The 24188-nt window shown below is 72.4% G+C and carries 23 protein-coding genes; 19 read left to right on the top strand and 4 right to left on the bottom strand.

The annotated features are described in order from the left end of the window. The first annotated feature begins 219 nt into the window (after positions 1–219). The 10 genes from D3272_RS24335 (at position 220) to D3272_RS24290 (ending at position 11042) form a co-directional block, all read left to right on the top strand. Positions 220–1353, top strand: coding sequence for an HD-GYP domain-containing protein (locus D3272_RS24335; RefSeq protein ID WP_129221833.1), 1134 nt, complete (start codon positions 220–222; stop codon positions 1351–1353). Between the two features lie 43 nt (positions 1354–1396). After that, positions 1397–1693, top strand: a complete 297-nt coding sequence (locus tag D3272_RS24330) for an STAS domain-containing protein (protein ID WP_129221832.1) — start codon at positions 1397–1399, stop codon at positions 1691–1693. A gap of 10 nt (positions 1694–1703) precedes the next feature. Then, positions 1704–2069, top strand: coding sequence for a response regulator (locus D3272_RS24325; protein WP_129221831.1), 366 nt, complete (start codon positions 1704–1706; stop codon positions 2067–2069). Continuing rightward, positions 2066–4123 (top strand): chemotaxis protein CheA, encoded by a 2058-nt coding sequence (locus D3272_RS24320; protein ID WP_129221830.1) that lies wholly within the window; start codon positions 2066–2068, stop codon positions 4121–4123. Before D3272_RS24325 ends, D3272_RS24320 begins: the two co-directional genes overlap by 4 nt. Beyond that, positions 4120–4572 (top strand): chemotaxis protein CheW, encoded by a 453-nt coding sequence (locus D3272_RS24315; protein ID WP_129221829.1) that lies wholly within the window; start codon positions 4120–4122, stop codon positions 4570–4572. Before D3272_RS24320 ends, D3272_RS24315 begins: the two co-directional genes overlap by 4 nt. Positions 4573–4596: 24 nt before the next feature. Then, positions 4597–6672 (top strand): HAMP domain-containing methyl-accepting chemotaxis protein, encoded by a 2076-nt coding sequence (locus D3272_RS24310; RefSeq protein WP_129221838.1) that lies wholly within the window; start codon positions 4597–4599, stop codon positions 6670–6672. A gap of 74 nt (positions 6673–6746) precedes the next feature. Continuing rightward, entirely contained in the window at positions 6747–7223 is a 477-nt protein-coding gene (locus D3272_RS24305; RefSeq protein ID WP_129221828.1) for a chemotaxis protein CheW, read from the top strand. Between the two features lie 65 nt (positions 7224–7288). Beyond that, positions 7289–8131, top strand: a complete 843-nt coding sequence (locus D3272_RS24300) for a CheR family methyltransferase (protein WP_129221827.1) — start codon at positions 7289–7291, stop codon at positions 8129–8131. Positions 8132–8136: 5 nt separating this feature from the next. Then, positions 8137–9237 carry a protein-glutamate methylesterase/protein-glutamine glutaminase gene (locus D3272_RS24295; protein ID WP_129221837.1) on the top strand — a complete coding sequence of 367 codons (1101 nt, stop codon included), beginning with the start codon at positions 8137–8139 and terminating at the stop codon, positions 9235–9237. A 107-nt stretch (positions 9238–9344) separates the two neighbouring features. Next, a complete protein-coding gene (locus tag D3272_RS24290; protein WP_129221826.1) occupies positions 9345–11042 on the top strand; it encodes a methyl-accepting chemotaxis domain-containing protein in 1698 nt (565 codons plus the stop codon). A 74-nt stretch (positions 11043–11116) separates the two neighbouring features. Here the strand turns inward: D3272_RS24290 and D3272_RS24285 are convergent, their stop codons facing one another. The 3 genes from D3272_RS24285 to D3272_RS24275 form a co-directional block, all read right to left on the bottom strand. Next, positions 11117–12091 (bottom strand): Hsp33 family molecular chaperone, encoded by a 975-nt coding sequence (locus tag D3272_RS24285; protein ID WP_129221825.1) that lies wholly within the window; start codon positions 12089–12091, stop codon positions 11117–11119. Positions 12092–12195: 104 nt separating this feature from the next. Further along, positions 12196–13143, bottom strand: coding sequence for an ornithine carbamoyltransferase (argF, locus tag D3272_RS24280; protein ID WP_129221824.1), 948 nt, complete (start codon positions 13141–13143; stop codon positions 12196–12198). Then, positions 13140–14399: an aspartate aminotransferase family protein gene (locus D3272_RS24275; protein ID WP_129221823.1), complete on the bottom strand. Its 1260-nt coding sequence runs from the start codon at positions 14397–14399 to the stop codon at positions 13140–13142. The genes argF and D3272_RS24275 overlap by 4 nt, the downstream gene beginning before the upstream one ends. A 438-nt stretch (positions 14400–14837) precedes the next feature. Here D3272_RS24275 and D3272_RS24270 point away from each other — a divergent pair, with 438 nt between their 5' ends. From D3272_RS24270 to D3272_RS24250, 5 genes are all read left to right on the top strand, one after another. Next, positions 14838–15482: a GcrA family cell cycle regulator gene (locus tag D3272_RS24270; protein ID WP_129221822.1), complete on the top strand. Its 645-nt coding sequence runs from the start codon at positions 14838–14840 to the stop codon at positions 15480–15482. Between the two features lie 136 nt (positions 15483–15618). Continuing rightward, the gene (gene rpmB / locus D3272_RS24265; protein WP_129221821.1) at positions 15619–15927 is read left to right on the top strand and encodes a 50S ribosomal protein L28; all 309 of its coding nucleotides are present in this window, start codon (positions 15619–15621) and stop codon (positions 15925–15927) included. Positions 15928–16185: 258 nt separating this feature from the next. Beyond that, entirely contained in the window at positions 16186–18081 is a 1896-nt protein-coding gene (locus D3272_RS24260) for an acyltransferase family protein (protein ID WP_165361510.1), read from the top strand. A gap of 147 nt (positions 18082–18228) precedes the next feature. Next, positions 18229–19098 carry a hypothetical protein gene (locus D3272_RS24255; protein ID WP_129221819.1) on the top strand — a complete coding sequence of 290 codons (870 nt, stop codon included), beginning with the start codon at positions 18229–18231 and terminating at the stop codon, positions 19096–19098. 81 nt (positions 19099–19179) lie between these two features. Next, the gene (locus D3272_RS24250; protein WP_129221818.1) at positions 19180–19596 is read left to right on the top strand and encodes a hypothetical protein; all 417 of its coding nucleotides are present in this window, start codon (positions 19180–19182) and stop codon (positions 19594–19596) included. 117 nt (positions 19597–19713) lie between these two features. On the opposite strand, the gene leuB is transcribed toward D3272_RS24250, so the two are convergent. Further along, positions 19714–20817, bottom strand: coding sequence for a 3-isopropylmalate dehydrogenase (gene leuB / locus D3272_RS24245; RefSeq protein ID WP_129221817.1), 1104 nt, complete (start codon positions 20815–20817; stop codon positions 19714–19716). 209 nt (positions 20818–21026) lie between these two features. Here leuB and hisD point away from each other — a divergent pair, with 209 nt between their 5' ends. From hisD to D3272_RS24225, 4 genes are all read left to right on the top strand, one after another. Continuing rightward, entirely contained in the window at positions 21027–22325 is a 1299-nt protein-coding gene (hisD, locus tag D3272_RS24240; RefSeq protein WP_129221816.1) for a histidinol dehydrogenase, read from the top strand. Positions 22326–22329: 4 nt separating this feature from the next. Continuing rightward, positions 22330–22821, top strand: a complete 492-nt coding sequence (locus D3272_RS24235; protein ID WP_245496763.1) for a UPF0262 family protein — start codon at positions 22330–22332, stop codon at positions 22819–22821. Continuing rightward, entirely contained in the window at positions 22818–23306 is a 489-nt protein-coding gene (locus tag D3272_RS24230; protein WP_129221814.1) for an arsenate-mycothiol transferase ArsC, read from the top strand. Before D3272_RS24235 ends, D3272_RS24230 begins: the two co-directional genes overlap by 4 nt. A 169-nt stretch (positions 23307–23475) precedes the next feature. Continuing rightward, positions 23476–24186, top strand: coding sequence for an MgtC/SapB family protein (locus D3272_RS24225; protein WP_129221813.1), 711 nt, complete (start codon positions 23476–23478; stop codon positions 24184–24186). Positions 24187–24188 lie beyond the last annotated feature (2 nt).

The raw sequence follows: 24188 nt of genomic DNA, 5'->3' as shown, positions 1-24188 counted from the left end.
GTCTTCTGGCTTGAATGACGCGTGAGCAGATCCGGTCCTGCATTGGATCGCTACAGGAAACGGTAACGAGTTCCACTCTTAAGTCACATCCGGAAGCGGGTTTCGATCCGTCGGCATGACGCCTCATCCAGTCCATCATGGGCATCGATCGCAATAGATGCCGACACATCGTCGGTCCTCTGCGTCATCTATAGCGCCATGAAGCGGGTGCACGGTATCATGCTGGCGATGCTGGTTCGTTATAGCAGGAACAGACTGTTCCACCTCGGTCACCTGCAGGACATCGTCGGCACCATGCGGGGCAGCCCCTGCGAGGCCGCGACTGTCGCCCGCGAGATGGCGGGGCGCGGGAGTTTCGACCTCGTTACCGCCGGCCAAGACGTGCCGACGGTGGGCGGCATCGCCGTCGGACAGCGGCTCCGCGACCTGGCCGCCTGCGCCCGGCTCCCGACGCCGAGGCTTGCGGCGGCATCGCACGGATCGGTGCGGCCGGCGGCCCCGGGGGCGGTCGCGACCGGGGCCCTGCCGACGCGGTCGAAGCGGATCGGACTCGGCGTCAGGCTGCGCAACTTCATGACGTCGCCGAGTGTCCTGCGGGCCTGCGACGACCTGGCCGCCCGCCTGGCCGGCGAGGTCGAGGTCGCCACCCGCAAGCTGCACGAGCGCGAAGAGGAGATGATCTTCCGCCTGTCGCTCGCGGTGGAATATCGGGACGGCGACACGGGCGAGCACACGGTGCGGGTCGCGCGCTACAGCCGGATGATCGCCGAGGAACTCGGCCTTCCGGCCGAGGACTGCCGCAACCTGTACCTGGCGGCACCGCTGCACGACATCGGCAAGGTGGCGGTGCCCGATCAGGTGCTGCTCAAGCCCGGCCGCCTCACCGCCGAGGAGACCATGGTGGTCCGCATGCATGCGGCCGTGGGCGAGCGCATCCTGGGCGACAGCGCCTCCGACCTGATCCGCCTCGCCGCCGAGATCGCCGGCTACCACCACGAGCGCTGGGACGGGGCGGGCTATCCCCGGGGGCTGGCGGGCGAAGCGATCCCGCTCAGCGCCCGCATCGTCGCCGTCGCCGACGTCTTCGACGCCATGACGACGGAGCGCCCCTACAAGTCGGCGCTGCCGGTGGGGGCCGCGCTCGCCTACCTTTCGGCGGAACGGAGCCGGCACTTCGAACCGCGCTGCGTCGACGCCTTCCTGTCCGCCTACGCGCGCCTCCACCCGGGCCTCGCCCGGAGCGAACGGGGTGCCGGCGTGCCGGACCCGGCCGCGGCGCTGCCGCCGACGGTCAGCGCGGCCTGGCCGGGACCCTGCGGCGACGTCGCCCTTCCGCGGGCCTGCGCCGGATAGGCCCGCGCCCCTCCCCTCCCCTTCCCCCTTGTCGAGCCGCTCCATGATCGATGACGCCCACACGGAACGCCTGACCGGCGACGGCCTGCTGCCCGGTGCCGACGCCCTGCACGCCCGGCTCAGCGCCCTCGTGGCCGCGGGGCGGCCGATCACGCTGGACCTGTCGGGCGTGGCCGCCGCCGACGCCAGCTTCGTCCAGCTGATGGTGTCGGCCTCGCTCTCGGCGGAGCGGGCCGGCCAGTCGCTGACCCTGACCGGCGTCTCCGAGAAGCTCCGCCGCCTCTTCGACGGAGCCGGGGTGTCGGTGGACCCCGCCGCCGGCCGCATCACGCTCAACTGAGGACCCCACAATGGCTACCGTACTCACGGTCGACGACTCGCCGAGCGTCCGCCAACTCATCCGCATCGTCCTCGAAGGCGCCGGCTACACCGTCGTGGAAGCCGAGAACGGCCAGGACGGGCTCGCCAGGGCCAAGGCCACGGCACCCGACCTCATCATCACCGACCTCAACATGCCGGTGATGAACGGCCTCGACTTCATCCGGGCCCTGCGGTCGACACCCTCCGTCGTGGGCGTGCCGATCGTGTTCCTGACCACGGAATCGAACGATGCCCTGAAGCAGGAGGCCAAGGCGGCGGGGGCGACGGGCTGGATCACCAAGCCGTTCAAGCCCGAGCAGGTGCTGGCCGCCGCCACCAAGCTGGTGCGCAAATGAGCGCCGTGGATCCCGCCGACGTCTTCCGGCAGGAAGCAGCCGAGCTGCTCGACAACCTCGAGGTGACGCTTCTCGACCTCGGCCACGATGCGGGGAACCGGGACCTCGTGGACGCGGCCTTCCGCGCCATGCACACCATCAAGGGCTCGGGCGCGATGTTCGGCTTCGACCGGCTCGCCGCCTTCACCCACGATTTCGAGACGGCCTTCGACCTCGTCCGGCAGGGCAAGGTCGCGGCGAGCCAGAGCCTCGTCCAGGTGGCGCTGGCGGCCCGCGACCACATGCGGGCGCTGATCGAGGACCCCGACGGCGCCGACGCCGTGATCGGTCGCTCGATCCTCGACAACCTGCAGGTGCTCGTGGACCCCGCCGCTGCCGTTCCGGCCGGCACAGCCACGCGTCCCGCCGCCGCGGCTCCCGCCGCCGCGGCGCGCGGCTGGCGGCTCGCCATCCGGTTCCGGCCCGACGTCCTGCGCAACGGCACCGACCCGCTCGCGTTGCTCGACGAGCTGCGCGACCTCGGCCCCTGCACGGTGCGGGCCGTGCTGGACGACGTGCCGGCGCTCGACGCCCTCGACCCCAAGGACCTGCACGTCGCCTGGACGGTGGACATCGAGGGCGAGTGTTCGCGGCAGGCGATCGACGACGTGTTCGTCTTCGCGCTCGACAGCATGGACCTCGGCGTGACGCCGCTCGGCGTGGTCGCCGCCCCGAGCCCCGTGCCGCCGGCCGGGGTGTCGGAGCCGGTCGCCCTGCAGGAGCGGGTCGGCGCGTCGGAGCCGGTCGCCGCTTCGGAGCCGGCCGCCGAGCGCCGCGAACGCTCGCGGCGCGGCGAGGACCGCCCGTCGAGCAGCGTGCGCGTGCCGGCCGAGCGGCTCGACGAGCTGATGGACCGGGTGGGCGAACTCGTCATCGCCCAGGCGCGGCTGTCGCAGCTCGCCCATGGCCGCATCGACCCCAACGTGAAGGCGGTCTCCGAGGAGATCGAGCGGCTCGCCGCGGGCCTGCGCGACATCACCATGGGGATCCGCATGGTGCCGATCGGGTCCCTCTTCGCCCGGTTCCGCCGCCTGGTGCACGACCTGTCGCGCGACCTCGGCAAGCCCGTCGAACTCAACACGGAGGGCGAGGACACCGAACTCGACAAGACCATGATCGAGCGCCTCGCCGACCCGCTGGTGCACGTCATCCGCAACGCCGTCGACCACGGCCTCGAAAGCCCCGAGCGCCGCGCCGCGGCCGGCAAGCCCGCCGCGGGCCGCATCGCCCTCACGGCCCGCCATGTCGGCACCCAGGTGCTGATCACCGTGGAGGACGACGGCGGCGGCCTCGACACGAAGCGCATCCGCGCCAAGGCCGAGGAGCGGGGCCTGGTGTCGCCCGGCGCGGCGATGAGCGACGCCGACATCCACCAGATCCTGTTCCAGCCGGGCTTCTCGACGGCCCAGACGGTCTCGGCCCTGTCGGGGCGCGGCGTCGGCATGGACGTCGTCAAGCGCAACATCGAGGCCATGCGGGGCACGATCGACCTGTCGAGCGAGGCCGGGCGCGGCACCAACGTGACGCTTCGCCTGCCGCTGACCCTCGCCATCATCGAGGGCTTGCTGATCCGGGTCGGCGAGGGCCGCTACATCGTGCCCCTGTCGGCCATCGAGGAATGCATCGAACTGCCGGCCGGCCAGGACGCGCGCAGCCGGGCACGCGACCGCCTCGACGTCCGCGGCCGCCTCGTGCCCCTGCTGCGCCTGCGCGAGATGTTCGACGCCGAAGGCGCGCCCGACGCCCACCAGAAGGTCATCATCGTGTCGGTGGGCGACAGCCGGGTGGGCCTCGTCGCCGACGCCATCGTGGCCAGCCACCAGACGGTGATCAAGTCGCTGTCGAAGCTCCACGCCGACGCCACGATGTTCTCGGGCGCCACCATCCTGGGCGACGGCAGCGCCGCCCTGATCCTCGACGTGGCGCAGCTCGTCGCCCTGGGCGAGCCGCGCCCCGAGACCGCGACCGCCAGAACCACGCATGCCGAGGCTTCGACCGCGATGAGGGCCGCATGACCGACACCGTTCCGAACGCCGCTCCCCTGCGGGTGCTGATGATGGGGCTCGGCGACGAGATCTTCGCCATCGAGGCCGGCATCGTGCGCGAGATCATCGACCCGGTCCCGGCCACCCGGGTGGCGGGGGCGAAGCCCCACCTCCCCGGCGTCGTCAACGTGCGGGGCAACGTGATCCCGCTGGCCGACATCCGCGTCCGCTTCGGCATGGAACGCCGCCCCGCCACGGCCGACACCCGGATCGTCGTGATGGAGGTCGAGATCGATGGCGAACCCGTGGTGGTCGGCGTCATCGCCGACAAGGTCCACGACGTCACCGAGATCATGCCCTCCGACTGTCAGGAGGCGCCCCGCGTCGGCCTGCATTGCCGGCCCGAATACGTCCGTTTCATCGCCCGATGGAACGACGACTTCATCGTCGTTCCCGAGATGGAACGCATCCTCAACTGACACGCCCCGAAGAAAGAGATGACCATGCGCTTCACCATCAAGACCAAGCTCGGCCTCGCCTTCGGCGGGCTCCTGACCTGCCTCGCCGTCAGCGGCACCGTCGGCGTCGTCAGCCTGTCCTCCTCCAACGACCGCATGCAGGACTTCGCCCATCGCCCCTTCGCCCAGGTGCAGCGGGTCGGCCAGTTGCAGGCCGACATGATCAATTCCGCCCGCGTCCTGAACCGGAGCCTGTCCGAGAACACGGACGCGGCCCGGGCCTCGGTGCGGAAAAGCTTCACCGAATTCCAGGCCGACTTCGACACGGTCTTCAAGCAATACGTCGATCTCGTGCCCGCCGAGGCCCGTGACGCGAACATCGGACCGGCGCGCAGCGCCTGGGCGGCCTACGGTGCCGAAACCGCCAAGGCCTGGGATTTCATCCTGATGAACACCCAGAACAAGGCGATGTTCCTGGCCTTCCAGACCAGCAAGGGCGTCGTCGAGCATCTCATGTCGTCCTACGGTCCGCTCCTGCAGACGCTCAAGGCCGAGAAGGACGGAGCGGCCCTGGACTCCCTCACCAGCTTCCGCCTCGACCTCGAAACCCTGCGCCTGATCCGCTACAAGGTCGTGCTGTCCTCGGACGACGAGTCGACGACTGCCTTCGCCAAGGACTATGCGGGGGTCCTGGCCCGCGCCACCGCCACGCTCGGCACCCTGGCGCAGGGTGCGAGCCCCCAAGCGGCGCCTCAGGTCCAGGCGCTGCGGGCCGCCTTCCAGGCCTATGTCGAACTCGACAAGGAGGTGATCCGGCTCGGCATGGTGAACGGCGACGCGAAGGCCATCGACATGGTGACGGTGGGCACCGTGAAGGCGGCACGCGAGGCCATGCTGGGCGAGCTGACCAAGCTCAAGGACTTCGAGGGCAAGGTGGCGAACGGCTTCGTTTCGGACACGCAGAGCGCCTTCGAGTCGGCCCGGATCATGATGATGGTCCTCGTGGCCGCCGCCGTGCTGGCCGGTCTCGCCATGGCGTTCTGGATCGCCCTGTCGATCTCGCGCGGGTTGTCGACCTCGGTCAAGCTCGCCGAAGCGGTCGCGGACGGCGACCTCACGCAGAAGATCGACGCCCGGGGCAATGACGAACTCGGCGACCTCCAGCGCGCCATGAAGGGCATGGCCGACAAGCTGCGCGACGTGGTGGGACAGGTGACGGCCGCGGCGCAGCACGTCTCGTCCGGCAGCCAGGAACTGTCGGCCTCGGCCGAGCAGCTGTCCCAGGGCTCGACCGAGCAGGCGGCATCCACCGAGGAAGCCTCGGCCTCCATGGAGCAGATGGCCGCCAACGTGAAGCAGAACGCCGACAACGCCGGCCAGACCGAGGTGATCGCCCGCCGTTCGGCGGCCGACGCGGAAGCCAGCGGCGTCGCGGTCGGCAAGGCGGTCGAAGCCATGCAGACCATCGCGCAGAAGATCACCATCGTGCAGGAGATCGCCCGCCAGACCGACCTGCTGGCGCTCAACGCCGCCGTGGAAGCGGCCCGGGCCGGGGAACACGGCCGCGGCTTCGCCGTGGTGGCGTCCGAGGTGCGCAAGCTGGCCGAACGCTCGCAGGCGGCCGCCACCGAGATCGGCGCCCTGTCGGGCGAGACCGTGAAGGCCGCGCAGGACGCCGGCGGCATGCTGTCGAGGCTGGTGCCCGACATCCGGCGCACGGCGGAGCTGGTCGAGGAGATCACGTCGGCGTGCCGCGAGCAGGACGTGGGGGCGAGCCAGATCAACCAGGCCATCGGCCAGCTCGACAAGGTGACGCAGCAGAACGCCGCGGCGTCCGAGCAGGTGTCGTCGACCTCCGAGGAGCTGTCGAGCCAGGCCGAGCAGCTCCAGGCCTCCATCGCCTTCTTCCGCACCGAGGCCGGCGCCGCGGTGTCGGCCACCCCGGCCGCCGCCACTCATCCGGTGGCCCGGCTGCAGCGGCGGGTGGCCGAGGAGATGAAGCCCGGTCGCGCCTCCGGTGCCCCGCGTCCGTCCCGCGCCGCGCGCCAGACCGGCGGCTTCGCGCTCGACATGGCCGAAGGCGGCGACGCCCGCGACGACAGCTTCCGCCGCGCGTCCTGAACCACGGGTCGGCGGGGCGATGACGCCCCGCCACTCCCCCTTTCGCGGCCTCGACCGAAACCGGAGCGCCCCCCTTGTCCTACGCTGCACAATATCTGACGCTCGGCCTGGGGCCGGAAATCTTCGGCATCGACATCCGCCACGTCCGCGAGATCCTGGACCTGCGCGATGTCGCGGCTCTCCCCCGGGCCCCGGCGTTCCTGCTCGGCATGACCGACGTCCGCGGCGAAGGCGTGCCGGTCATCGACCTGCGCCTCAAGCTTGGCCTGCTGGCCGTGCCGGCGACGCCCACGACCCGCATCATCATCCTCGACGTGCCGATCGACGGGCGGCCGACGCCGGTCGGCTTCGTGGCCGACCGGGTGATCGCCGTTTCGACGCTCGACGAAGGGCAGCTCGACCCCGCACCGTCCGTCGGCGGCCGCTGGCATGCGCAGTGCCTCGCCGGCATCGGGCGCCGGGACGGCGCCTTCGTCATCGTGCTCGCCATCGACCGGCTGATGGCACACGACGGAACGACGCTGCTGCCCGACCTCGCCGTCGCCGCGTGAGCCCCGCGGGGCACCCTTCCCCACACCTGCCCGGCTCCCCTCCCGCGATCCCGCCGTTGAGCACCATGCAGCCAGCCATAGACAGCCTTTCGGACCGCCGGTTCGCCGCCATCGCGCATTTCGTCGAGGGCGAGGTGGGGATCAAGCTGCCGCCGTCCAAGCGGATCATGGTGGAGGGGCGCCTGCGCAGGCGGGTCCGCGCCCTCGGCCTCCGCGGGCTCGACGATTACGCGGCCCACCTGTTCGACCGGGGTGCGCTGGCGGGCGAGGCGGCGCATCTCGTCGACTGCGTCACCACCAACAAGACCGACTTCTTCCGCGAGCCGGCCCATTTCGATTTCCTGCGCGGCACCGCCGTGCCGCAGCTCGTCGGGCCGCGCGGCGACCGCATGCTCAAGGTGTGGAGCTCCGCCAGTTCCATCGGGGCCGAGGCCTACACGATCGCCATGGTGCTGCAGGACATGGTCGCGGCCGGCGCACGCTTCCGCTTCTCCGTGCTGGGCACCGACGTGTCGCGCCAGGTCCTCGAACAGGCGCGCGCGGCCGTGTATCCCGACGCCATGATGGAGCCGGTGCCGGCCGCGATGCGCCAGCGCTACCTCATGCCGTCGCGCACGGCCGCCGACGCGCGGGTGCGCGTCGTGCCCGAACTGCGCCGCCTCGTGCAGTTCCACCCGCTGAACCTCATGGAGCCCAGCTACCCCTTCGACCGCGACGTCGACGTCATCTTCTGCCGCAACGTGCTGATCTACTTCGACGTCGCGACGCAGGCCGCCGTCGTGGAGCGCCTCGCCGGGCACCTGCGGCCGGGCGGCTACCTGATCCTCGGCCATTCTGAATCCATGGCGGGCGGCGGGGTGCCGGGCCTGACCTCCGTCCTTCCCACCATCTACCGGCGCGAGGCCTGAGCATGATGTCCAACCCCCAGGCCAAGCCCGATCCCATCCGCGTCCTCGTCGTCGACGATTCCGCCTCCGTCCGGCAAACGCTGACGACGATCCTCGACGACGCGCCCGACATCGCGGTGGTGGGCACGGCCTCCGACCCCTTCGCGGCGGCGCGGCGCATCCAGGCCGACGTGCCCGACGTGATCATCCTCGACCTCGAGATGCCGCGGATGGACGGGCTGACCTTTCTGCGCAAGATCATGGCGCAGAGGCCCGTGCCGGTGATCGTCTGCTCGACCCTCACCGAGCGGGGATCGCAGACGCTGTTCGACGTGCTCGAGGCCGGGGCGGTCGACGTGCTGCCGAAACCCAGGGTCGACACCCGCCAGTTCCTGCTCGAATCCTCGACGCGGGTGTGCGACGCCGTCCGGGCCGCCGCGGGCGCGAAGCTCAGGCCGGGCCGGCCGCGCCCGCGCGCCGTGGAAGCCAAGCTCACCGCCGACGCCATGATGCCGCCCCCCGTCGCCCATCGCCGGATGGTGGAAACCGACCGCGTGATCTGCATCGGCGCGTCGACGGGCGGCACGGAAGCGCTGCGCGAGGTGCTCGAAGCCCTGCCGGTCGACTGCCCCGGCATCGTCGTGGTGCAGCACATGCCGGAAGGGTTCACGGCCGCCTTCGCCCGGCGGCTCGACGGGATCTGCGCCATCGAGGTCAAGGAAGCGGTCGACGGCGACGTCGTGATGCGGGGCCGGGCCCTCATCGCGCCCGGCAACCGCCACCTGCTCCTCCAGCGCACCGGCACGCACTATCACGTGGCGGTGAAGGACGGCCCCCTGGTGTCCCGCCACCGCCCGTCCGTGGACGTCCTGTTCCGGTCCGCCGCCCAGGCGGCCGGCCCCAACGCCCGGGGCATCATCATGACGGGGATGGGCGACGACGGCGCGGCGGGCCTGCTCGAGATGCGCCGGGCCGGCGCCCCCACGGCGGCGCAGGACGAGGACAGCTGCGTGGTCTTCGGCATGCCGAAGGCCGCGGTGGAGCGCGGGGCCGCCGTCAAGGTCGTCGCCCTCGCCGACATCCACGCCGAGATCACCCGCCCCTGGGCCGCCACCCCCGTCGCTTGAGGATTTGTGAACGAATGCTCTTCTCCGAAGACGAAGCGCGATGTTCCCCGCGTCGTCGAAGGGCGTTCAGGCACAGGTTCGATGCGTTCACAGACTCCGAGCCCGCCATGTCCGACACCATCCGCGCCATCTTGCCGATCATCGCCGGCGGGACGACCTCCATCGAGGGGGCGTTCCTGTCCGCCGGCCAGGGGCTCAGCCAGGGCCTCTCGGCTTTCAAGTCGCTGATGGACAGCCTCGCCGCGCTCGGCGACGACCTCGACCGCGGCGGCACGGCCGCGGCATCGCACCAGCTCGACCGGCTGTCGCGGATGCTGCGTGCCGTCGCGGAGCAGCTGCCGACCGACGGCGCGCTCCTGCGCGACCTGCTCGACGGCAACCGGGGCATGCGCCGCAAGTTCGACGACCTCGTCGGCGACATGCGGATGATGGTGGTGGTGTCGCGCTCGGCCAGGCTGGAAGCGGTGGTGTCGGACGAGCAGCGGGCGAGCCTGGAAGGGTTCTCCCGCACCATCGACGACCAGATCGGCGACGCCCAGCGCCGCATCGGCGCCTGTGCCGCCGAACACGGCGGCGTGACGGCGTTGCTCGAGCGGAGCGCGCAGGAGCACCTCGCCTTCGACGACGCCTATCGGGACAGGCTCACGGGCCTCGCCGAGGAGTTCGACGCGGCCCTGGATGCGATGGCGCGGCGGCGCGAGGCCGGCCTCGCCTTCACGGCGGAAGCCGCCGCCAAGGCGCGCGCGATCACCCAGGCGGCCGGCGGGGCGCTGGTGTCGCTGCAGGTCGGCGACAACACGCGCCAGCGGCTCGAGCACGTCGCCCATGCCCTGGAACGGTCCGTCGCCCAGGCCGGGGCCTCCTCCGGCGGGGACGACGACGGCCTGGCCGCCGCCACCGCGGATCTGCTGTGCGACGTCGCCGGAGCCCAGCTCCGCGACACGATCGCGGCGTTCGACGGGGAAGCGTCGCGCATCCTCGATACCTTCGCCCTGTTGCGCCGCGAGGGCGCCACCCTGGCGACGGCGGGGCGGAACGCCTACGGGAGCGCCGACGGCGGCACGGCGTCGTTCGTCGGGGAATTCCGCACCCGCTTCGCTGCCGCCATGGGGATCGTGGCGGCCTGCGCCGCCAATCGGCTGGCGATCGAGCAGGCCACGGGCGCGTTGCGGTCCATGCTCGCCCCCCTCGACGACACGCTGACGACCCTCGTATCCACCAGCGAGGACCTCGTGATCGTGGCGATGAACGTCGGCCTCAAGGCCGCGCGTCTCGGTTCGGACGGGCGCGGGCTCGTGACGGTCGCGTGGGAGCTGAAAAGGCTCGCGGCGGAGATCTCATCGCATGCCGAAGCGCTGCTCGACGCCTTCAAGGCCCTGCGCGGCATCTCCGACGCCTTCGGCGCTCCGTCGTTGGAGGGCGCCGCATCGGCATCGCTGGACCGCGAGGCCGAAGCGATCCTCGACACGCTGGCGCTCGCCGACGGGCGGATTGCCGACGTGCTCGGGATGATGGACCGGACCGGGGGGGATTTCGACGCCACGGTCGCGGCAGCCATCGACGCGTTCGAGGCCGTCGCCGCCGATACCGGCCGTTTGGCGGATGCCGCGGACAGCATCGAGGCCGAGTGCTCCCCGGCAAGCCACGGCGATGCGGCCATGGCGGCGGCGGCCGCTGTCGTGGATGCGCTGCTGCTGCCGACCTATTCCATGGCGCGGGAGCGTGACATCCATGCCGGCATCGTCGGCACGGGGACGGTGGCGGAGGCCGGGGGCGAGCCGGTGTTCGAGGACTGGGCTGCCTGAGCGGCGCCCGGCCGGGAGCCGCGCCGGAACGCCTCCGTCACCAGGGAGAAAGCGCCGTCCTTGCAGCAGCCGCCTCACTGCAGCGGGTCGAAATCCGCCGGGTCGAAGGCACGGTGGGTGCCGCAGAACTCGCAGGTGACGCCGATGCGGCCGTCCGGGCCGATCATGTCCTGGCGCTCGGTGCGGCTGAAGGAGCGGAGCATGCCGGCGATGCGCTCCTGCGAACAGCGGCAGGCGTCGCGCAGGGGCTGCGGCTCGAACACCCGGACGCCGCGCTCGTGGAACAGGCGGAACAGCAGCCGCTCGCTCGACAGCGTCGGGTCGACGAGCTCGTGATCCTCGGCCGTGGCGGCCAGGGCCTTGGCCTCGGACCAGCTGTCGTCGTCGGGCGCGGCCCGCACGAAGCCTTCCGGGGCGTCGCCGGGATCGAGGTCGACCTGCCGCCGACGGTCCTCGGATTCGGGCAGGAACTGCGCCAGCAGGCCGCCGGCGCGCCAGTCGGTCCCGGCGCCCGTCACGTTCTGGGCGACGGCGAGGCGCACCAGCGTGGGGATCTGCTCGGACTGGGCGAAATACTGGTGGGCGGCGGCCTCGAGCCCCTGCCCTTCCAGCGGCACCACGCCCTGGTAGCGGGACATGTCGGCCCCCTGGTCGATGGTCAGGGCGAGGTGGCCGTGGCCGAGGAGTTCCGCGGGGGCCTGCCGGGCGCCGACCGTCGCGAGGCGCTCGGCGTCGAACCGCGCGAAGGCCCGCAGGCGGTCGGGCGCGTCGAAATCCACCACCAGCATGTCGACGACGCCGTCGGTCTTGGTCTGCAGCTGGAAGCGGCCCTCGATCTTCAGCGCGCTGCCGAGCAGCGCCGTCAGCGCGGCGGCCTCGCCGACGAGGCGCGACACGGCATCGGGATAGCCATGCTGCTTCAGGATGCGGTCGACCGACGGGCCGAGCCGCACCACGCGGCCGCGGATGTCGAGAGGTGTCACGGCGAAGGGCAGGACGAGGTCGTCCTCGCCGAGGTCCGAGACGGGGCGTTCGGCGCTGGTCAGCATGGTGGGTCCGGGGCTCGTCGGGAAAGGCGCGTCGGGCGCGCGTTTTCCCAGAAGTGGGCGCGCGGGCGACGTTTTTCCAGCGCCCGCCCGCGGGGGGCGCCGCCTCAGGCCGAGGCCAGCCCCCCGAGGCACCAGGCCAGGATGCCCTTCTGCGCGTGCAGCCGGTTCTCGGCCTCGTCGAACACCACCGATTGCGGCCCGTCGATCACCTCGTCGGTCACTTCCTCGCCGCGATGGGCCGGCAGGCAATGCATGAAGAGCGCCCTGGGGTCGGCCTCCGCCATGAGCCGGGCGTTGACCTGGTAGGGGGCCAGCAGGTTGTGGCGGTTGGAGTTCTCGTCGTCGCCCATCGACACCCAGCAGTCCGACACCACCACGTCGGCGCCCCGCACGGCGGCGAGCGGGTCGGCCGTGACGCTGATGGTGGCGCCGTTGGCCCGCGCCCAATCGAGCAGCGCCGGCTTGGGGGCGAGCTCGGTCGGGCAGGCCACGCGCATCTCGAAGCCGAAGCGCTGCGCGGCATGGGCCCAGCTCACCATGACGTTGTTGGCATCCCCGCTCCAGGCCACGACGCGGCCGCCGATGGGCCCGCGATGCTCCTCGAAGGTCATGACGTCGGCCATGACCTGGCAGGGGTGGGACGCCTTGGTGAGGCCGTTGATCACCGGCACGGTGGCGTGGTGGGCCAGTTCCTCGACCAGGGCCTGCTCCAGCGTGCGGATCACGATGGCGTCGACGTAGCGCGACAGGACGCGGGCCGTGTCGGCGATGGTTTCGCCGCGGCCGAGCTGCATCTCGGCGCCGGTCAGCATCAGGGTTTCCCCGCCGAGTTCGCGCATGCCGACGTCGAAGGAGACGCGCGTGCGGGTCGAGGGCTGGTCGAAGATCATCGCCAGGGTGCGCCCGGCGAGCGGGCGCGGCATGGCGGCCTTGCCGGCGTCGGTCCGGCGCCGCTTGATGGCGATGGACCCGTCGACGATGGCCCGCAGGTCGGTGGCCGGGATGGCGTCGAGGTCGAGGAAATGCCGGGGTGTGCCCGCCTCCGGTGTCATGCCGCCCCCTTGAGCACGGCCGAGGTGCGGTGGGAGTCGGCCTCCCCCGAAGGCGCGGCCGGCGCGGCGCGGCGCGCCACGATGTCGGCGCAGGCGGCATCGAGCCGCCGCACGGCCTCGGCGATCTCGCTGTCCGAGATCACGAGGGGCGGCAGCAGGCGCACGACGTTGTCGCCGGCCGCGATGACCAGCACGTGCCGGTCGCGCGCCGCCGCCACGATGTCGCCGTTCGGCACGGCGCCGCGCAGGCCCAGCATCAGCCCGTCGCCGCGGATCTCGGCGATGACCTCGGGATAACGGTCCTGCAGTTCGGCCAGCCGCTGCTTGAAGCCGAGGCCCGCCGCCTTGACGCGGTCGAGGAAGCCCGGCTCCAGCACCACGTCGAGCACGGCATTGCCCACCGCCATGGCGAGCGGGTTGCCGCCGAAGGTCGTGCCGTGGGAGCCGACCGTCATGCCCTTGGCGGCCTCGCGCGTGGCGAGACAGGCCCCCATGGGGAAACCGCCGCCGATGCCCTTGGCGATCGACATGATGTCGGGCACGACGCCGGACCGCTCGCCGGCGAAGAACGTGCCGGTGCGGCCGACGCCCGTCTGGATCTCGTCGAAGACGAGCAGCAGGCCGCGGTCGTCGCAGAAGGCCCGGAGGGCGCGCAGGCGCTCGGGGGGGAAGACCCGGATGCCGCCCTCGCCCTGGATGGGCTCCACCATCAGGGCGCCGGTTTCGGGGCCGACGGCCGCCTCGAGGGCGTCGTGATCGTCGAACGGCACCTGGTCGAAGCCCTCGACCTTGGGGCCGAAGCCCTCGATGTATTTCTGCTGGCCGCCGGCCGCGATGGTGGCGAGCGTGCGCCCGTGGAACGCGCCCTCGAAGGTGACGATGCGGAAGCGCTCGGGCTGGCCGTTGGCGGCGTGGTATTTGCGCGCCATCTTGATGGCGGCCTCGTTGGCCTCGGCACCCGAATTGGTGAAGAAGACCACGTCGGCGAAGGTCGCCGCCACCAGCCGGTCGGCGAGGCGCTCGCCGCCCGGGATGCGGTACAGGTTGGACGTGTGCCAAAGCTTGGCGCCCTGCTCCTGGAGCGCCGCCACGAGGTGCGGGTGGGAATAGCCGAGCGACGCCACCGCGATGCCGCCGCCGAGGTCGAGATAGCGATCGCCGTCGACCGTGGTCAGCCAGACACCGTCGCCGCGCTCGAACTCGAGCGGCGCACGCGCGTAGGTGGGAAGGATGTGGGACGGGGCGGGCTGCGTCATCTGGCGGGAATCCCTGATCGCCGCGGCCGGCGAACGGCCGGGGAACACGCCGGACGGGGCCCGGATCCGTTTCCCCCGGGATCGGTCGCGCGACCTCGGTCGGACAGTGTTGCGGGCCCGGCGCACGCGCCGCCGGGCCCCTCTGGTCTCCTAAGGCCATGTCGCCGCGAGGTCAAATCCACGGTGGTGCCGCAACTGTCCGTGACAGGGCCGACGATTGCGCTTTTCCCGCAACAGTTGCCTGGGGAAAAACTCCATTCCCGCCGCCGGACGCTTGCGTGCGATTCGCGCGGTCGTGTAGCGTCCGTCGCGTCGCCGACGTCGAACTGCGTCGGGAATGACAATATTTCGCGCAGCACCGCACAGCATAGCGTCCGAGTGGTGGTCGCGCTCATCATATTTGATCAGTCGATCGAGCGACTTCGAGAGGGAGGGGTCATGTCCTGGACTGAAGCGCGCGTCGAACGCCTGAGCGTCATGTGGCTCGCCGGGCAGAGCGCCAGCCAGATCGCGGCCGAACTCGGCGAAGGCGTGTCGCGCAATGCCGTGATCGGCAAGGTCCATCGGCTCGGCCTGTCGGGCCGCACCCTCCCGGTCGCCGCCGACGGCGCCTCGCCCCGCATCCGCGACGCCGCCCCGGCCGAGCCGAGCCGCGAAGCCGCGGCTGCGCCGGAGCCCGCCGCTGCGGCTGCCGAGCCGGCCGCACCGCCCTCCCCCGCCACGCCTGCCGCAACACTGGCCGCCACCCTCGCCGCCTCGCCGCCGTCGGCCGCCGTCGTCGCGCCTCACGGCATCGACGGCGTGGCCGCCGTGATCGACGCCGCGCCCGAGCCCATCACCTTCGACCTTCCGGCGCTGCGCGCAGCCAAGGAGTCGGCGCTCCCCGTCAGCGACCGCGTCACCATCCTGGAGCTCAGCGGCTCCATGTGCCGCTGGCCCATCGGCGACCCCACCAACGCGGAGTTCCGGTTCTGCGGCTGCCGCGCGGCCGGCACCCTGCCCTATTGCCAGGACCATGCCCGGGTGGCCTTCCAGCCCGTGGCGGACCGCCGGCGCACCGAACGGATGATCCGCATCGCCTGACGGCGAGGCGCTTGACGCCCCCGGCCCATCTCCCTATAGACCGCGGCTCAATCTATCGCGCCGCAGGCGATCGGGGGATGGCGTTCGGCCGCGCTTCGAGGGGACCTGGCGACAGCTCCAAACAAGGAACAACATCATGGCACGCCGCTGCGAACTGACCGGCAAGGCCGTTCAGGTTGGCCACCTCGTCAGCCACTCGAACATCAAGACCAAGACCCGCTTCCTGCCGAACCTGTGCTCGGTGACGCTGATCTCTGACGCGCTCGGTCGCAGCATCCGCCTGCGGATCGCCGCCGCCTCGCTGCGCTCGGTCGAGCACCGCGGCGGCCTCGACGCCTTCCTGCTCAAGGCCAAGGACGAGGACCTGTCCGCCAAGACCCGCGCCCTGAAGCGCGAGATCGCCAAGAAGACGGCCGTCGCCGTCGAGACCCCCGCCGCCGCCTGACCCGAACGGGTCCCGCAGACCGGCACATCACGTCCCGCCGCGGTCCCGAAAGGACCGTCCGGCGGGATTTTCGTTTGGCGCAGAGACGCGAGCCTGGTCACAGGTCTAGTGCCGTCGCCGCTCGCCTTGGCTCGCGGCTTCCGCTCCAGCTTGTTGTCTTTGCGAGCATCTTCACGCGCTCAGGTGACGCGACCTGATCGCGATCTGCTCTAGAGCCCGGAGCGCATCCTGCCCGACCGAGGATCACGCCCGGCCCCCGTGGCGCCGCATCGCCCGACGGAGGGGCGGGGTGGCGCCTACCGCCCCGACATCGACGGGCTCCGGGCCGTGGCCGTCACGGTCGTGGTGCTGTTCCATTACGGCTTCGCCGCCCTGCCCGGCGGCTTCGTCGGGGTGGACGTGTTCTTCGTCATCTCGGGCTTCCTCATCACCGCCATCACGCGCGACGAGATCGCGCGCGGGCGCTTCTCGCTGGCGGCCTTCTACGAGCGCCGCATCCGGCGGATCGTGCCGGCCCTGGTGGCCGTGCTGCTGGCCTGCGGCCTCGCCAGCCTCTTCGTCTTCCTGCCCGAGGACCTGCGGCTCCTCGCCAAGAGCACGATGGCGGCCGCGGTCTTCGGTTCGAACCTGCTGTTCTCGCGCCTCGCCGCGGATTATTTCGACGCCGACAACCTCACGCTCCAGCCGCTGCTGCACACGTGGTCGCTGGCCGTCGAGGGGCAGTTCTACCTGCTGTTCCCGCTCGTGCTGCTGGCGCTGAAGCGGCGCCCGCGCGCCGCGGCTGCCGTGCTGGCCGGCCTCGCGGCCCTGTCCTTCGCCTGGGGCACGTGGGGGGCGATCCATCGGCCGGTGCCGGCCTTCTACCTGCTGCCCGGCCGCGCCTGGGAACTCCTGCTCGGCGGGCTGCTGGCCTGCCGGCCGCCACCGCCCCTGCGGGGCCTCGCCTCCGACGCCGCCGTGGCGGCGGGCCTCGGCGCCATCGCGCTCTCCGCCCTCGTCTACGACGCCGCCACCCCCTTCCCGGGCCCGCCGGCGCTGGTGCCCTGCCTCGGCGCCCTGCTGGTCATCGGCGGCGGCGGCGGGCGGGTCTCGGCCCTGCTCGGCGCCGCCGCCCCGGCCTGGCTCGGCCGCATCTCCTATTCGCTCTACCTGTGGCACTGGCCCGTCATCGTCCTGGCGCGCTACGTGCGCGGACCCGACCTGCCCCTGGCGACGCGCGTCGCCCTGCTGGCCGCCACCGTCGCCCTGGCCGGCCTGTCCTACGCGGCCGTGGAGCGCCCCTTCATCGCGCGCCGCACCCTCCCGAGCCGCCGCGGGCTGCTGGCGGGCTTCGCCCTGGCCACGGCCGCGAGCCTCGGCCTCGGCCAGGTGCTCGACCTCACCGGGCGCGGTCTCCTGCCCCTGACGCAGCTGCCCGCCGCCGTCGCCACCCTGGCGGACGGGCATTTCGACCGCCTCGAGGGCGAGTGCCCGGTGCCCGCCGGGGGCGACGCCCTGCCCTATCCCTGCCGGTTCGGCAGCGCCGCCGCCCGCCCCACCGTCCTGCTCTGGGGCAACAGCTACGCCCGGATGTGGGTGCCGGCGCTGGCGCAGGACGCCGAGGCGCACGGCGCCGCCGGCCTCGCCGCCATCATGTCGAAGTGCCCGCCCCTGCTGGGCCTGGAGATCCCGGCGCTGCCGGGCTGCGCGCCCTTCAACGCGGCCGCCGCCGCCTTCGTGGCGGCCCATCCGACGATCCGCACCGTGGTGCTGGGCGCCGATTGGTTCCTTTACGATGCCGACCTCGGCCGGCTCGACGCGACGCTGGCGGCGCTGGGGGCCGCCGGGGTGCGGAGCTTCGTCCTGCTGGCGCCCCCGCAGTCCGACTACCCCGTGCCGCGGCGGCTCGCCATGGCGGCGCTGCGCGGCGAGCCCTCGCCGCCGCCGCCCAGCGAGGCCCATGCGCGCGCGGCCCAGCGCGTCTCGACGGAGCTGATCGCCGCCGTGGCGGCGCGCCACGGCGCCACGCTGATCGACCCCATGACCCGCCTGTGCGACGGCCTGACCTGCCCGGTGGAACGCGACGGCCACCCGCTGTTCTACGATGCCGGCCACCTGACGGTCTTCGCCGCGCGCGCCATCCACGGCCTGTTCGATCCGTTGTTCGGGCCCTGAGGCCGGCCGGAAGCGGCGGATTCTTCCGCGCGCGCTAACCCGCCGTTGACCCTGGCACGCGATCGCGTCGCGCCGGTAATGGCTGCCTCAACGTGAGGGTGCCACCTTCCGGGGAGGCATTCCGCATCCGGGATGCGGGGTGGCGCCATGTCGGCTCTCGTGCGGTTCTCGTCTGTCCAGCCCCGCTCCCGGGTGCCGACGCTCCGCGGGCCCGTGCGGCGGCGGCTGGTGCGCGGCGGCCTGCTGGCGCTCGCCGCGGTCGGGGTCGTGGCCAGCGGCCTCGCCGCCGCTTCCGCCCTGATGGGCAGGCCGCAGCCCGGCGCCGCGCCGGTCGGCGACGCCGCCTGGGTCGAGATCCGCCACCCGATGGCGCTCTACGACCTGTCGGGCACGGATTTCGCCCGCCTGCCTGCCACCTACCGGGCGCGGCGGCGCGGCACCGAGGGTGTGCGGGAGGACCTCCTGACCTTCGGGCGCCCCGGGGACGGCCGGCCCTTCCTGCAGCTGTCGCTGCTGCGCGCCCCGGATCCCGCCGCGGCCGGGGACGCCGGGACGCTCGCCGATGGGCTGGCCCGGCTCGCCGGCGCGACAGGCCTCGCGGCGAGCCGCATCCACCCGCTGGGCGCCGTGGACACGCGGCTCGGGTCGATCGACATCGCGGAGCTCGACCTGCGCGACGGCGACGCCGCCGTCCCCTGCCTGGGGTTCGGCGGCGACGCCGGCGGGGTGCTGCACCTGTCCGGCTTCGCCTGCGGCATGCCGGGGCGGCCGGTGTCGCGCGCCGCCGTCGCCTGCGCGGTCGACCGCCTGGACCTCGTCTCGGCCGGTGAGGACGCGGCGCTGCGGGCCGTCTTCGTCGCGGCCGAACGCCGGGGCGGGACGAGCTGCCGGGACGGGGGCACGGCGGCCGGGTCCGGCTCGCCCCTGGCCATCGGCCGCCATGGCGGCTGGCTCGAGGCCGGCGGGGAGCTGCCGCCGCTCCGGGGCCTCTTCGACGTCACGGTGCGTCAACGTTAAGGAGCGGAGCCGTTTCCAGAACGGAAACTTAATCGTGATCGCCCAGTTGTCTTGTCAAGACGCAGCTGAGCCGAGGCTACCATGGCGAATCGCTTTTCCACACTCCTCGCGGTCGCGGCCGCCTCCACCCTGCTCTCCGCCGGCCTGGCCCAGGCCGAGCCGGCGCGGAAGCCCGTCAAGCTGCAGGGCGTGAAGGCCCAGCCGACCCGGGAGCATCACCCGGTCGTGATCGCGGAGATTTCGGACGCCACCGCGCGGCGCCCCCTGGTCATCCAGAAGCGCTCCTTCCTGGATCCCGGCACGGGCTCCTCGCCCGCGCTGGGGCAGCCCGAGTACCTCGCCTCGCAGACGACCGACCACCTGCCGGTCTACACGAGCTACAACACTGCCTTCTTCGGCGAGTCCGAGCTGCCGCGCCGCTACAGCCTGCCCTACAATCCCAACCAGTTCCCCCAGCACAACATCGACTTCTCGCCCCTGTGGAGCGGCATCGACTGACGCCGACGCGGGAACACGTTCGAGACAGCCGGCCCGGGGCGACCCGCGGCCGGCTTTTTCGTGGGTGCCCGACCCGGGCCGAGCTCTGTCGTGGAGGCCCGGTCGCGGCAGCGCGGCTCAAGCCGCCAGCGCCGCCAGGACGGCATCGCCCATGGCGGAGGTCGAGACGGTGGGCTCACCCGGCCGCGCGATGTCGGCGGTGCGGTGCCCCTCGGCCAGGGCCTGGGCGATGGCGCGCTCCAGCCGGTCGGCCTCGGCGCCCATGTCGAAGGAATAGCGCAGCGCCATGGCGAGCGAGCCGAGCATGGCGAGCGGGTTGGCGATGCCCCGGCCGGCGATGTCGGGCGCCGAGCCGTGCACCGGCTCGTAGAGGGCCTTGCGCCGCTTGGTGACCGGGTCGGCCTCGCCGAGCGACGCCGACGGCAGCATGCCGAGCGAGCCCGTCAACATGGCGGCGACGTCCGACAGCATGTCGCCGAACAGGTTGTCGGTGACGATGACGTCGAACTGCTTCGGGGCCTGGACGAGCTTCATGCCGAGCGCGTCGGCCAGCTCGTGGCGGAGCTGGACCTCGGGGTAGTGGCGCGCGTGCAGCGCCGAGACGGTCTGGTGCCACAGCACGCCCGACATCATGACGTTGCGCTTCTCCGAGGACACGACCCGGCCCGAGCGCAGCCGCGCCAGCTCGAAGGCCACGCGGGCGATGCGTTCGATCTCGTAGGTGTCGTAGACCTGGGTGTCGATGCCGCGCTTCTGGCCGTTGCCGAGGTCGACGATCTGTTTGGGCTCGCCGAAATAGACGCCGCCCGTCAGCTCGCGCACGATCAGGATGTCGAGCCCCTCGACGAGCTCGCGCTTGAGCGAGGAGGCGTCGGCCAGGGCCGCGTGGCAGATGGCGGGCCGCAGGTTGGCGAAGAGGCCGAGATCCTTGCGCAGCCGCAGCAGGCCCGCTTCGGGGCGGATCTCGTAGGGGACGCCGTCCCACTTCGGGCCGCCGACCGCGCCGAGCAGCACGGCATCGGCGGCCTCGGCCTTGGCCATGTCGGCATCGCTCACCGGCACGCCGTGGGCGTCGATGGCGCAGCCGCCGACGAGGCCGCGCGTGACCTCGAAGGCGGCCGGGCCGTTGGCGCCGAGCCAGGCCAGGACCTTCTCGACCTCGGCCATCACCTCGGGGCCGATGCCGTCGCCCGGCAGGAGAAGCAGCGTGTGGGTCGGCATCGGGTCCTCGCGGGGGTTGCTACGTCGCGCGAGACCTAGCCGGGGGGCCGAGGCCGAGGCAAGCGCCATCGCGCCGCCGCCGCGCGCGCGCCGGGCCGGCCGCGAGGGCCGGACCGGGAGCGCGGCGCGGGCTTCGTCCCCGCCCGGTGGACCCGGGGCGCCGCGCCGTGCCGCCTTGAGCGGCGCGCAGCGACGTTCTAAGCAGGGTCATGCAGACCTTCACCCGGCTCGACGCCCGATCGAGCGACTTCGAACAGGGCTTCGCCGCCCTCCTGTCCGCCAAGCGGGAGGTGTCGCGGGACGTCGACGAGGCGGCCGCCGCCATCATCGCCGACGTGGTCGCCCGGGGCGATGCCGCGCTGCGCGACCTGTCGGCGAAGTTCGACCGGGTCGATCTCGCGGCCCTCGGCCTGCGGGTGACGCGGGACGAGATCGCCGCCGCCGCCGGCCAGGTGCCGGACGCGACCCGCGCGGCGCTGACGCTGGCGCGCGACCGCATCCTGGCCTTCCACGCGCGCCAGAAGCCGCAGGACCAGTTCTGGACCGACGCCGAGGGCGTTGAACTCGGCTGGCGCTGGAGCGCCATCCGCGCCGTCGGCCTCTACGTGCCGGGCGGCACCGCCGCCTATCCGTCCTCGGTGCTGATGAACGCCATCCCGGCCAAGGTGGCGGGCTGCGAGCGCGTCGTCATCGTGGTGCCGTCGCCCGACGGCCTGCTCAACCCGCTCGTGCTGCTGGCCGCCGACCTCGCCGGCGTCGACGAGATCTACCGCGTCGGGGGGGCCCAGGCGGTGGCGGCGCTCGCCTACGGCACCGAAACCATCGCGCCGGTGTCCAAGATCGTCGGCCCCGGCAACGCCTATGTGGCGGCGGCCAAGCGGCGCGTCTTCGGCAAGGTCGGCATCGACATGATCGCCGGCCCCTCCGAAGTGGTCGTGCTGGCGGACCGGACCGCGAACCCCGACCACGTGGCGGCGGACCTGCTGGCCCAGGCCGAGCACGATGCCGTGGCGCAATCGATCCTCGTCACCGACGACGACGGGCTCGCCGCGGCCGTGGCGGCCGCGGTGGCTCGCCAGCTCGAGACGCTGCCGCGCCGCGCCATCGCCGAGGCCTCGTGGCGCGACTTCGGCGCCATCATCCGGGTCGAGAGCCTCGCGGCGGCGGTGCCGCTGGTCGACCGGCTGGCCCCCGAGCACCTCGAGATCATCGCGGCCGATGCCGAAGAGCTGTCGCGCCGCATCCGCGACGCCGGCGCCATCTTCCTCGGGCCCCACACGCCCGAAGCCATCGGCGACTACGTGGGCGGCTCGAACCACGTGCTGCCGACGGCGCGCTCGGCCCGCTTCGCGTCGGGGCTCGGCGTGCTCGACTTCATGAAGCGCACCTCCGTGCTGCGGTGCGACGCGGCCGCGCTGGCGGCGCTCGGCCCCGCCGCGGTGGCGCTGGGCCAGGCCGAGGGGCTCGACGCCCATGCCCGCTCCGTCGCCATGCGCCTCGGCGGATAGGCCCATGGCCGGGGAGCGCAGGCGCCTGATCGCCGTCACCCTCGACGAGGGCTCGATCGGCCGCGGCAACCCCGACCAGGAGCACGAGCGGCGCATCGCCATCTACGACCTCGTCGAGGACAACAGCTTCGGCCTGTGCGGGCGGGACGGCGAGGGGCCGGAGGGCGGCCCCTACCGGCTCGCCATCGGCCTGCAGGAGGGCAAGCTCGTGCTCGCGGTCAGCGGCGGCGACGGCGCCCCGCTGACGACCCACCTCCTGTCGCTTCAGCCCTTCCGCTCCGTGCTGAAGGACTACCTGATGCTCTGCGACACCTACTACCACGCCATCCGCACCGCCTCGCCGAGCCGCATCGAGGCGATCGACATGGGGCGGCGCGGCTTGCACAACGAGGGCGCGGCGCTGCTCGGCGAGCGCCTCGGCGGCAAGATCGAGGCCGACACCGACACGCTGCGGCGCCTGTTCACCCTGATGACAGCCCTGCACTACAAGGGATGACGCCCACGGCCGCCCCCGGGTTCGAGACGCCGCCCGGCGCGCCCCGCGCCCGGCCGCAATCGATCCTCTTCGCCTGTTCGGAGAATGCCGTGCGCTCCGTCATGGCCGAAACCCTGGCGAAGCGCATCGTCGGCCGCTCGGTCTACATCCAATCGGCCGGCGTGCGGCCCGGCGTGCACGACCCCTTCGTCGATGCCGTGATGGACGAGCTCGGCTTCGACACGGCCCGCCACCGGCCCCGCCGCTTCGAGGACCTCGAGGACGACAATTTCGATCTGATCGTCACGCTGTCGCCCGAGGCCCACCACCGCGCCCTCGAATACACACGGGCCATGGCGGTGGACGTCACCTATTGGCCGACCGCGGACCCGACCGCCACGGAGGGTTCGCGCGACAGCGTGCTGGCCGCCTACCGGGCGACCCGCGAGGGCCTCGCCCGGCGCATCAAGGCGCTGCTCGACTGGCGGCCAATCGGCTCGGTGTGACGTCGGCGGCGTCACCGTCCCGCAACATCGGCCCGGCAAGACGGCGGAGAACTGGAGCGCCTTCGCCTTCGGCGAATGCGCTCCAGTTCTCGAATGGCCAGCAGTCTCATCGGCTTCGAGTCGCCAAGGAGACTCGGAGAAAGCCGATACTGCTCGAGGTGAGCCCCGCATGATCGAATCCTTCGGCCTCGCCGACACGCTGCAGACGGCCTTCGTGCTGATCGTGGCCTTCGTGCTCGGCACGCTGATCGGCGCCGAGCGCCAGTACCGGCAGCGCAACGCCGGCCTGCGGACCAACGTGCTGGTGGCGCTGGGGGCGGCCTCCTTCGTCCACCTCGGCATCGAGCTCAACGGCCATGCCGGCGCCGTGCAGGTGGTGGCCTATGTGGTGTCGGGCGTGGGCTTCCTCGGCGCGGGCGTCATCATGCGCGAGGGCGGCGAGGTGCGGGGCCTCAACACCGCCGCCACGCTGTGGGGCTCGGCGGCGGTCGGGGCGGCCTGCGGGGCGCATGCCATCGGCCAGGCCGTGGTGGTGACGGCGCTGGTGCTGGCCGGCAACACGCTGCTGCGCCCCCTCGTCAACGCCATCAACCGCGCCCCCCTCGACGAGGCCGCCACGGAGGCGAGCTACGAGGTCCGGGCCGTGGTGAAGCTCGCCGACGTGATGGCGGCGCGCGACCTCCTCGTCGCGACGCTGGAAGCCGCCCATTACCCCGTGCGGGACGTGAGCGTCGAGAAGCACGGGACCGAGGACGCGGAACTCGTGGCCGAACTCGTCGCCAACACGATCGACACCGGCGAGGTCGAGGCCGTCATCGCCCGGCTCGAAGCCTCCGACCTCGTCGACGAGGCGTCGTGGACATCGGCGACGTCGGACTGAGC

The sequence above is a fragment of the Lichenibacterium ramalinae genome, from assembly GCF_004137085.1.
Taxonomy (GTDB): domain Bacteria; phylum Pseudomonadota; class Alphaproteobacteria; order Rhizobiales; family Beijerinckiaceae; genus Lichenihabitans; species Lichenihabitans ramalinae.
The sequence above is the reverse complement of the archived record's forward strand: the minus strand, read 5'-3'. Positions and strand labels throughout refer to the sequence as shown.

Coding starts and splice junctions, on each gene's coding strand:
- D3272_RS24325 (WP_129221831.1), top strand. CDS start 1,704: ATGGCTACCGTACTCACGGTCGACGACTCGCCGAGCGTCCGCCAACTC.
- hisD (WP_129221816.1), top strand. CDS start 21,027: ATGCAGACCTTCACCCGGCTCGACGCCCGATCGAGCGACTTCGAACAG.
- D3272_RS24335 (WP_129221833.1), top strand. CDS start 220: ATGCTGGCGATGCTGGTTCGTTATAGCAGGAACAGACTGTTCCACCTC.
- D3272_RS24255 (WP_129221819.1), top strand. CDS start 18,229: ATGTCGGCTCTCGTGCGGTTCTCGTCTGTCCAGCCCCGCTCCCGGGTG.
- D3272_RS24290 (WP_129221826.1), top strand. CDS start 9,345: ATGTCCGACACCATCCGCGCCATCTTGCCGATCATCGCCGGCGGGACG.
- D3272_RS24235 (WP_245496763.1), top strand. CDS start 22,330: ATGGCCGGGGAGCGCAGGCGCCTGATCGCCGTCACCCTCGACGAGGGC.
- D3272_RS24330 (WP_129221832.1), top strand. CDS start 1,397: ATGATCGATGACGCCCACACGGAACGCCTGACCGGCGACGGCCTGCTG.
- D3272_RS24295 (WP_129221837.1), top strand. CDS start 8,137: ATGTCCAACCCCCAGGCCAAGCCCGATCCCATCCGCGTCCTCGTCGTC.
- D3272_RS24285 (WP_129221825.1), bottom strand. CDS start 12,091: ATGCTGACCAGCGCCGAACGCCCCGTCTCGGACCTCGGCGAGGACGAC.
- leuB (WP_129221817.1), bottom strand. CDS start 20,817: ATGCCGACCCACACGCTGCTTCTCCTGCCGGGCGACGGCATCGGCCCC.
- D3272_RS24250 (WP_129221818.1), top strand. CDS start 19,180: ATGGCGAATCGCTTTTCCACACTCCTCGCGGTCGCGGCCGCCTCCACC.
- D3272_RS24315 (WP_129221829.1), top strand. CDS start 4,120: ATGACCGACACCGTTCCGAACGCCGCTCCCCTGCGGGTGCTGATGATG.
- D3272_RS24310 (WP_129221838.1), top strand. CDS start 4,597: ATGCGCTTCACCATCAAGACCAAGCTCGGCCTCGCCTTCGGCGGGCTC.
- argF (WP_129221824.1), bottom strand. CDS start 13,143: ATGACACCGGAGGCGGGCACACCCCGGCATTTCCTCGACCTCGACGCC.
- D3272_RS24275 (WP_129221823.1), bottom strand. CDS start 14,399: ATGACGCAGCCCGCCCCGTCCCACATCCTTCCCACCTACGCGCGTGCG.
- D3272_RS24270 (WP_129221822.1), top strand. CDS start 14,838: ATGTCCTGGACTGAAGCGCGCGTCGAACGCCTGAGCGTCATGTGGCTC.
- D3272_RS24320 (WP_129221830.1), top strand. CDS start 2,066: ATGAGCGCCGTGGATCCCGCCGACGTCTTCCGGCAGGAAGCAGCCGAG.
- D3272_RS24300 (WP_129221827.1), top strand. CDS start 7,289: ATGCAGCCAGCCATAGACAGCCTTTCGGACCGCCGGTTCGCCGCCATC.
- D3272_RS24225 (WP_129221813.1), top strand. CDS start 23,476: ATGATCGAATCCTTCGGCCTCGCCGACACGCTGCAGACGGCCTTCGTG.
- D3272_RS24230 (WP_129221814.1), top strand. CDS start 22,818: ATGACGCCCACGGCCGCCCCCGGGTTCGAGACGCCGCCCGGCGCGCCC.
- rpmB (WP_129221821.1), top strand. CDS start 15,619: ATGGCACGCCGCTGCGAACTGACCGGCAAGGCCGTTCAGGTTGGCCAC.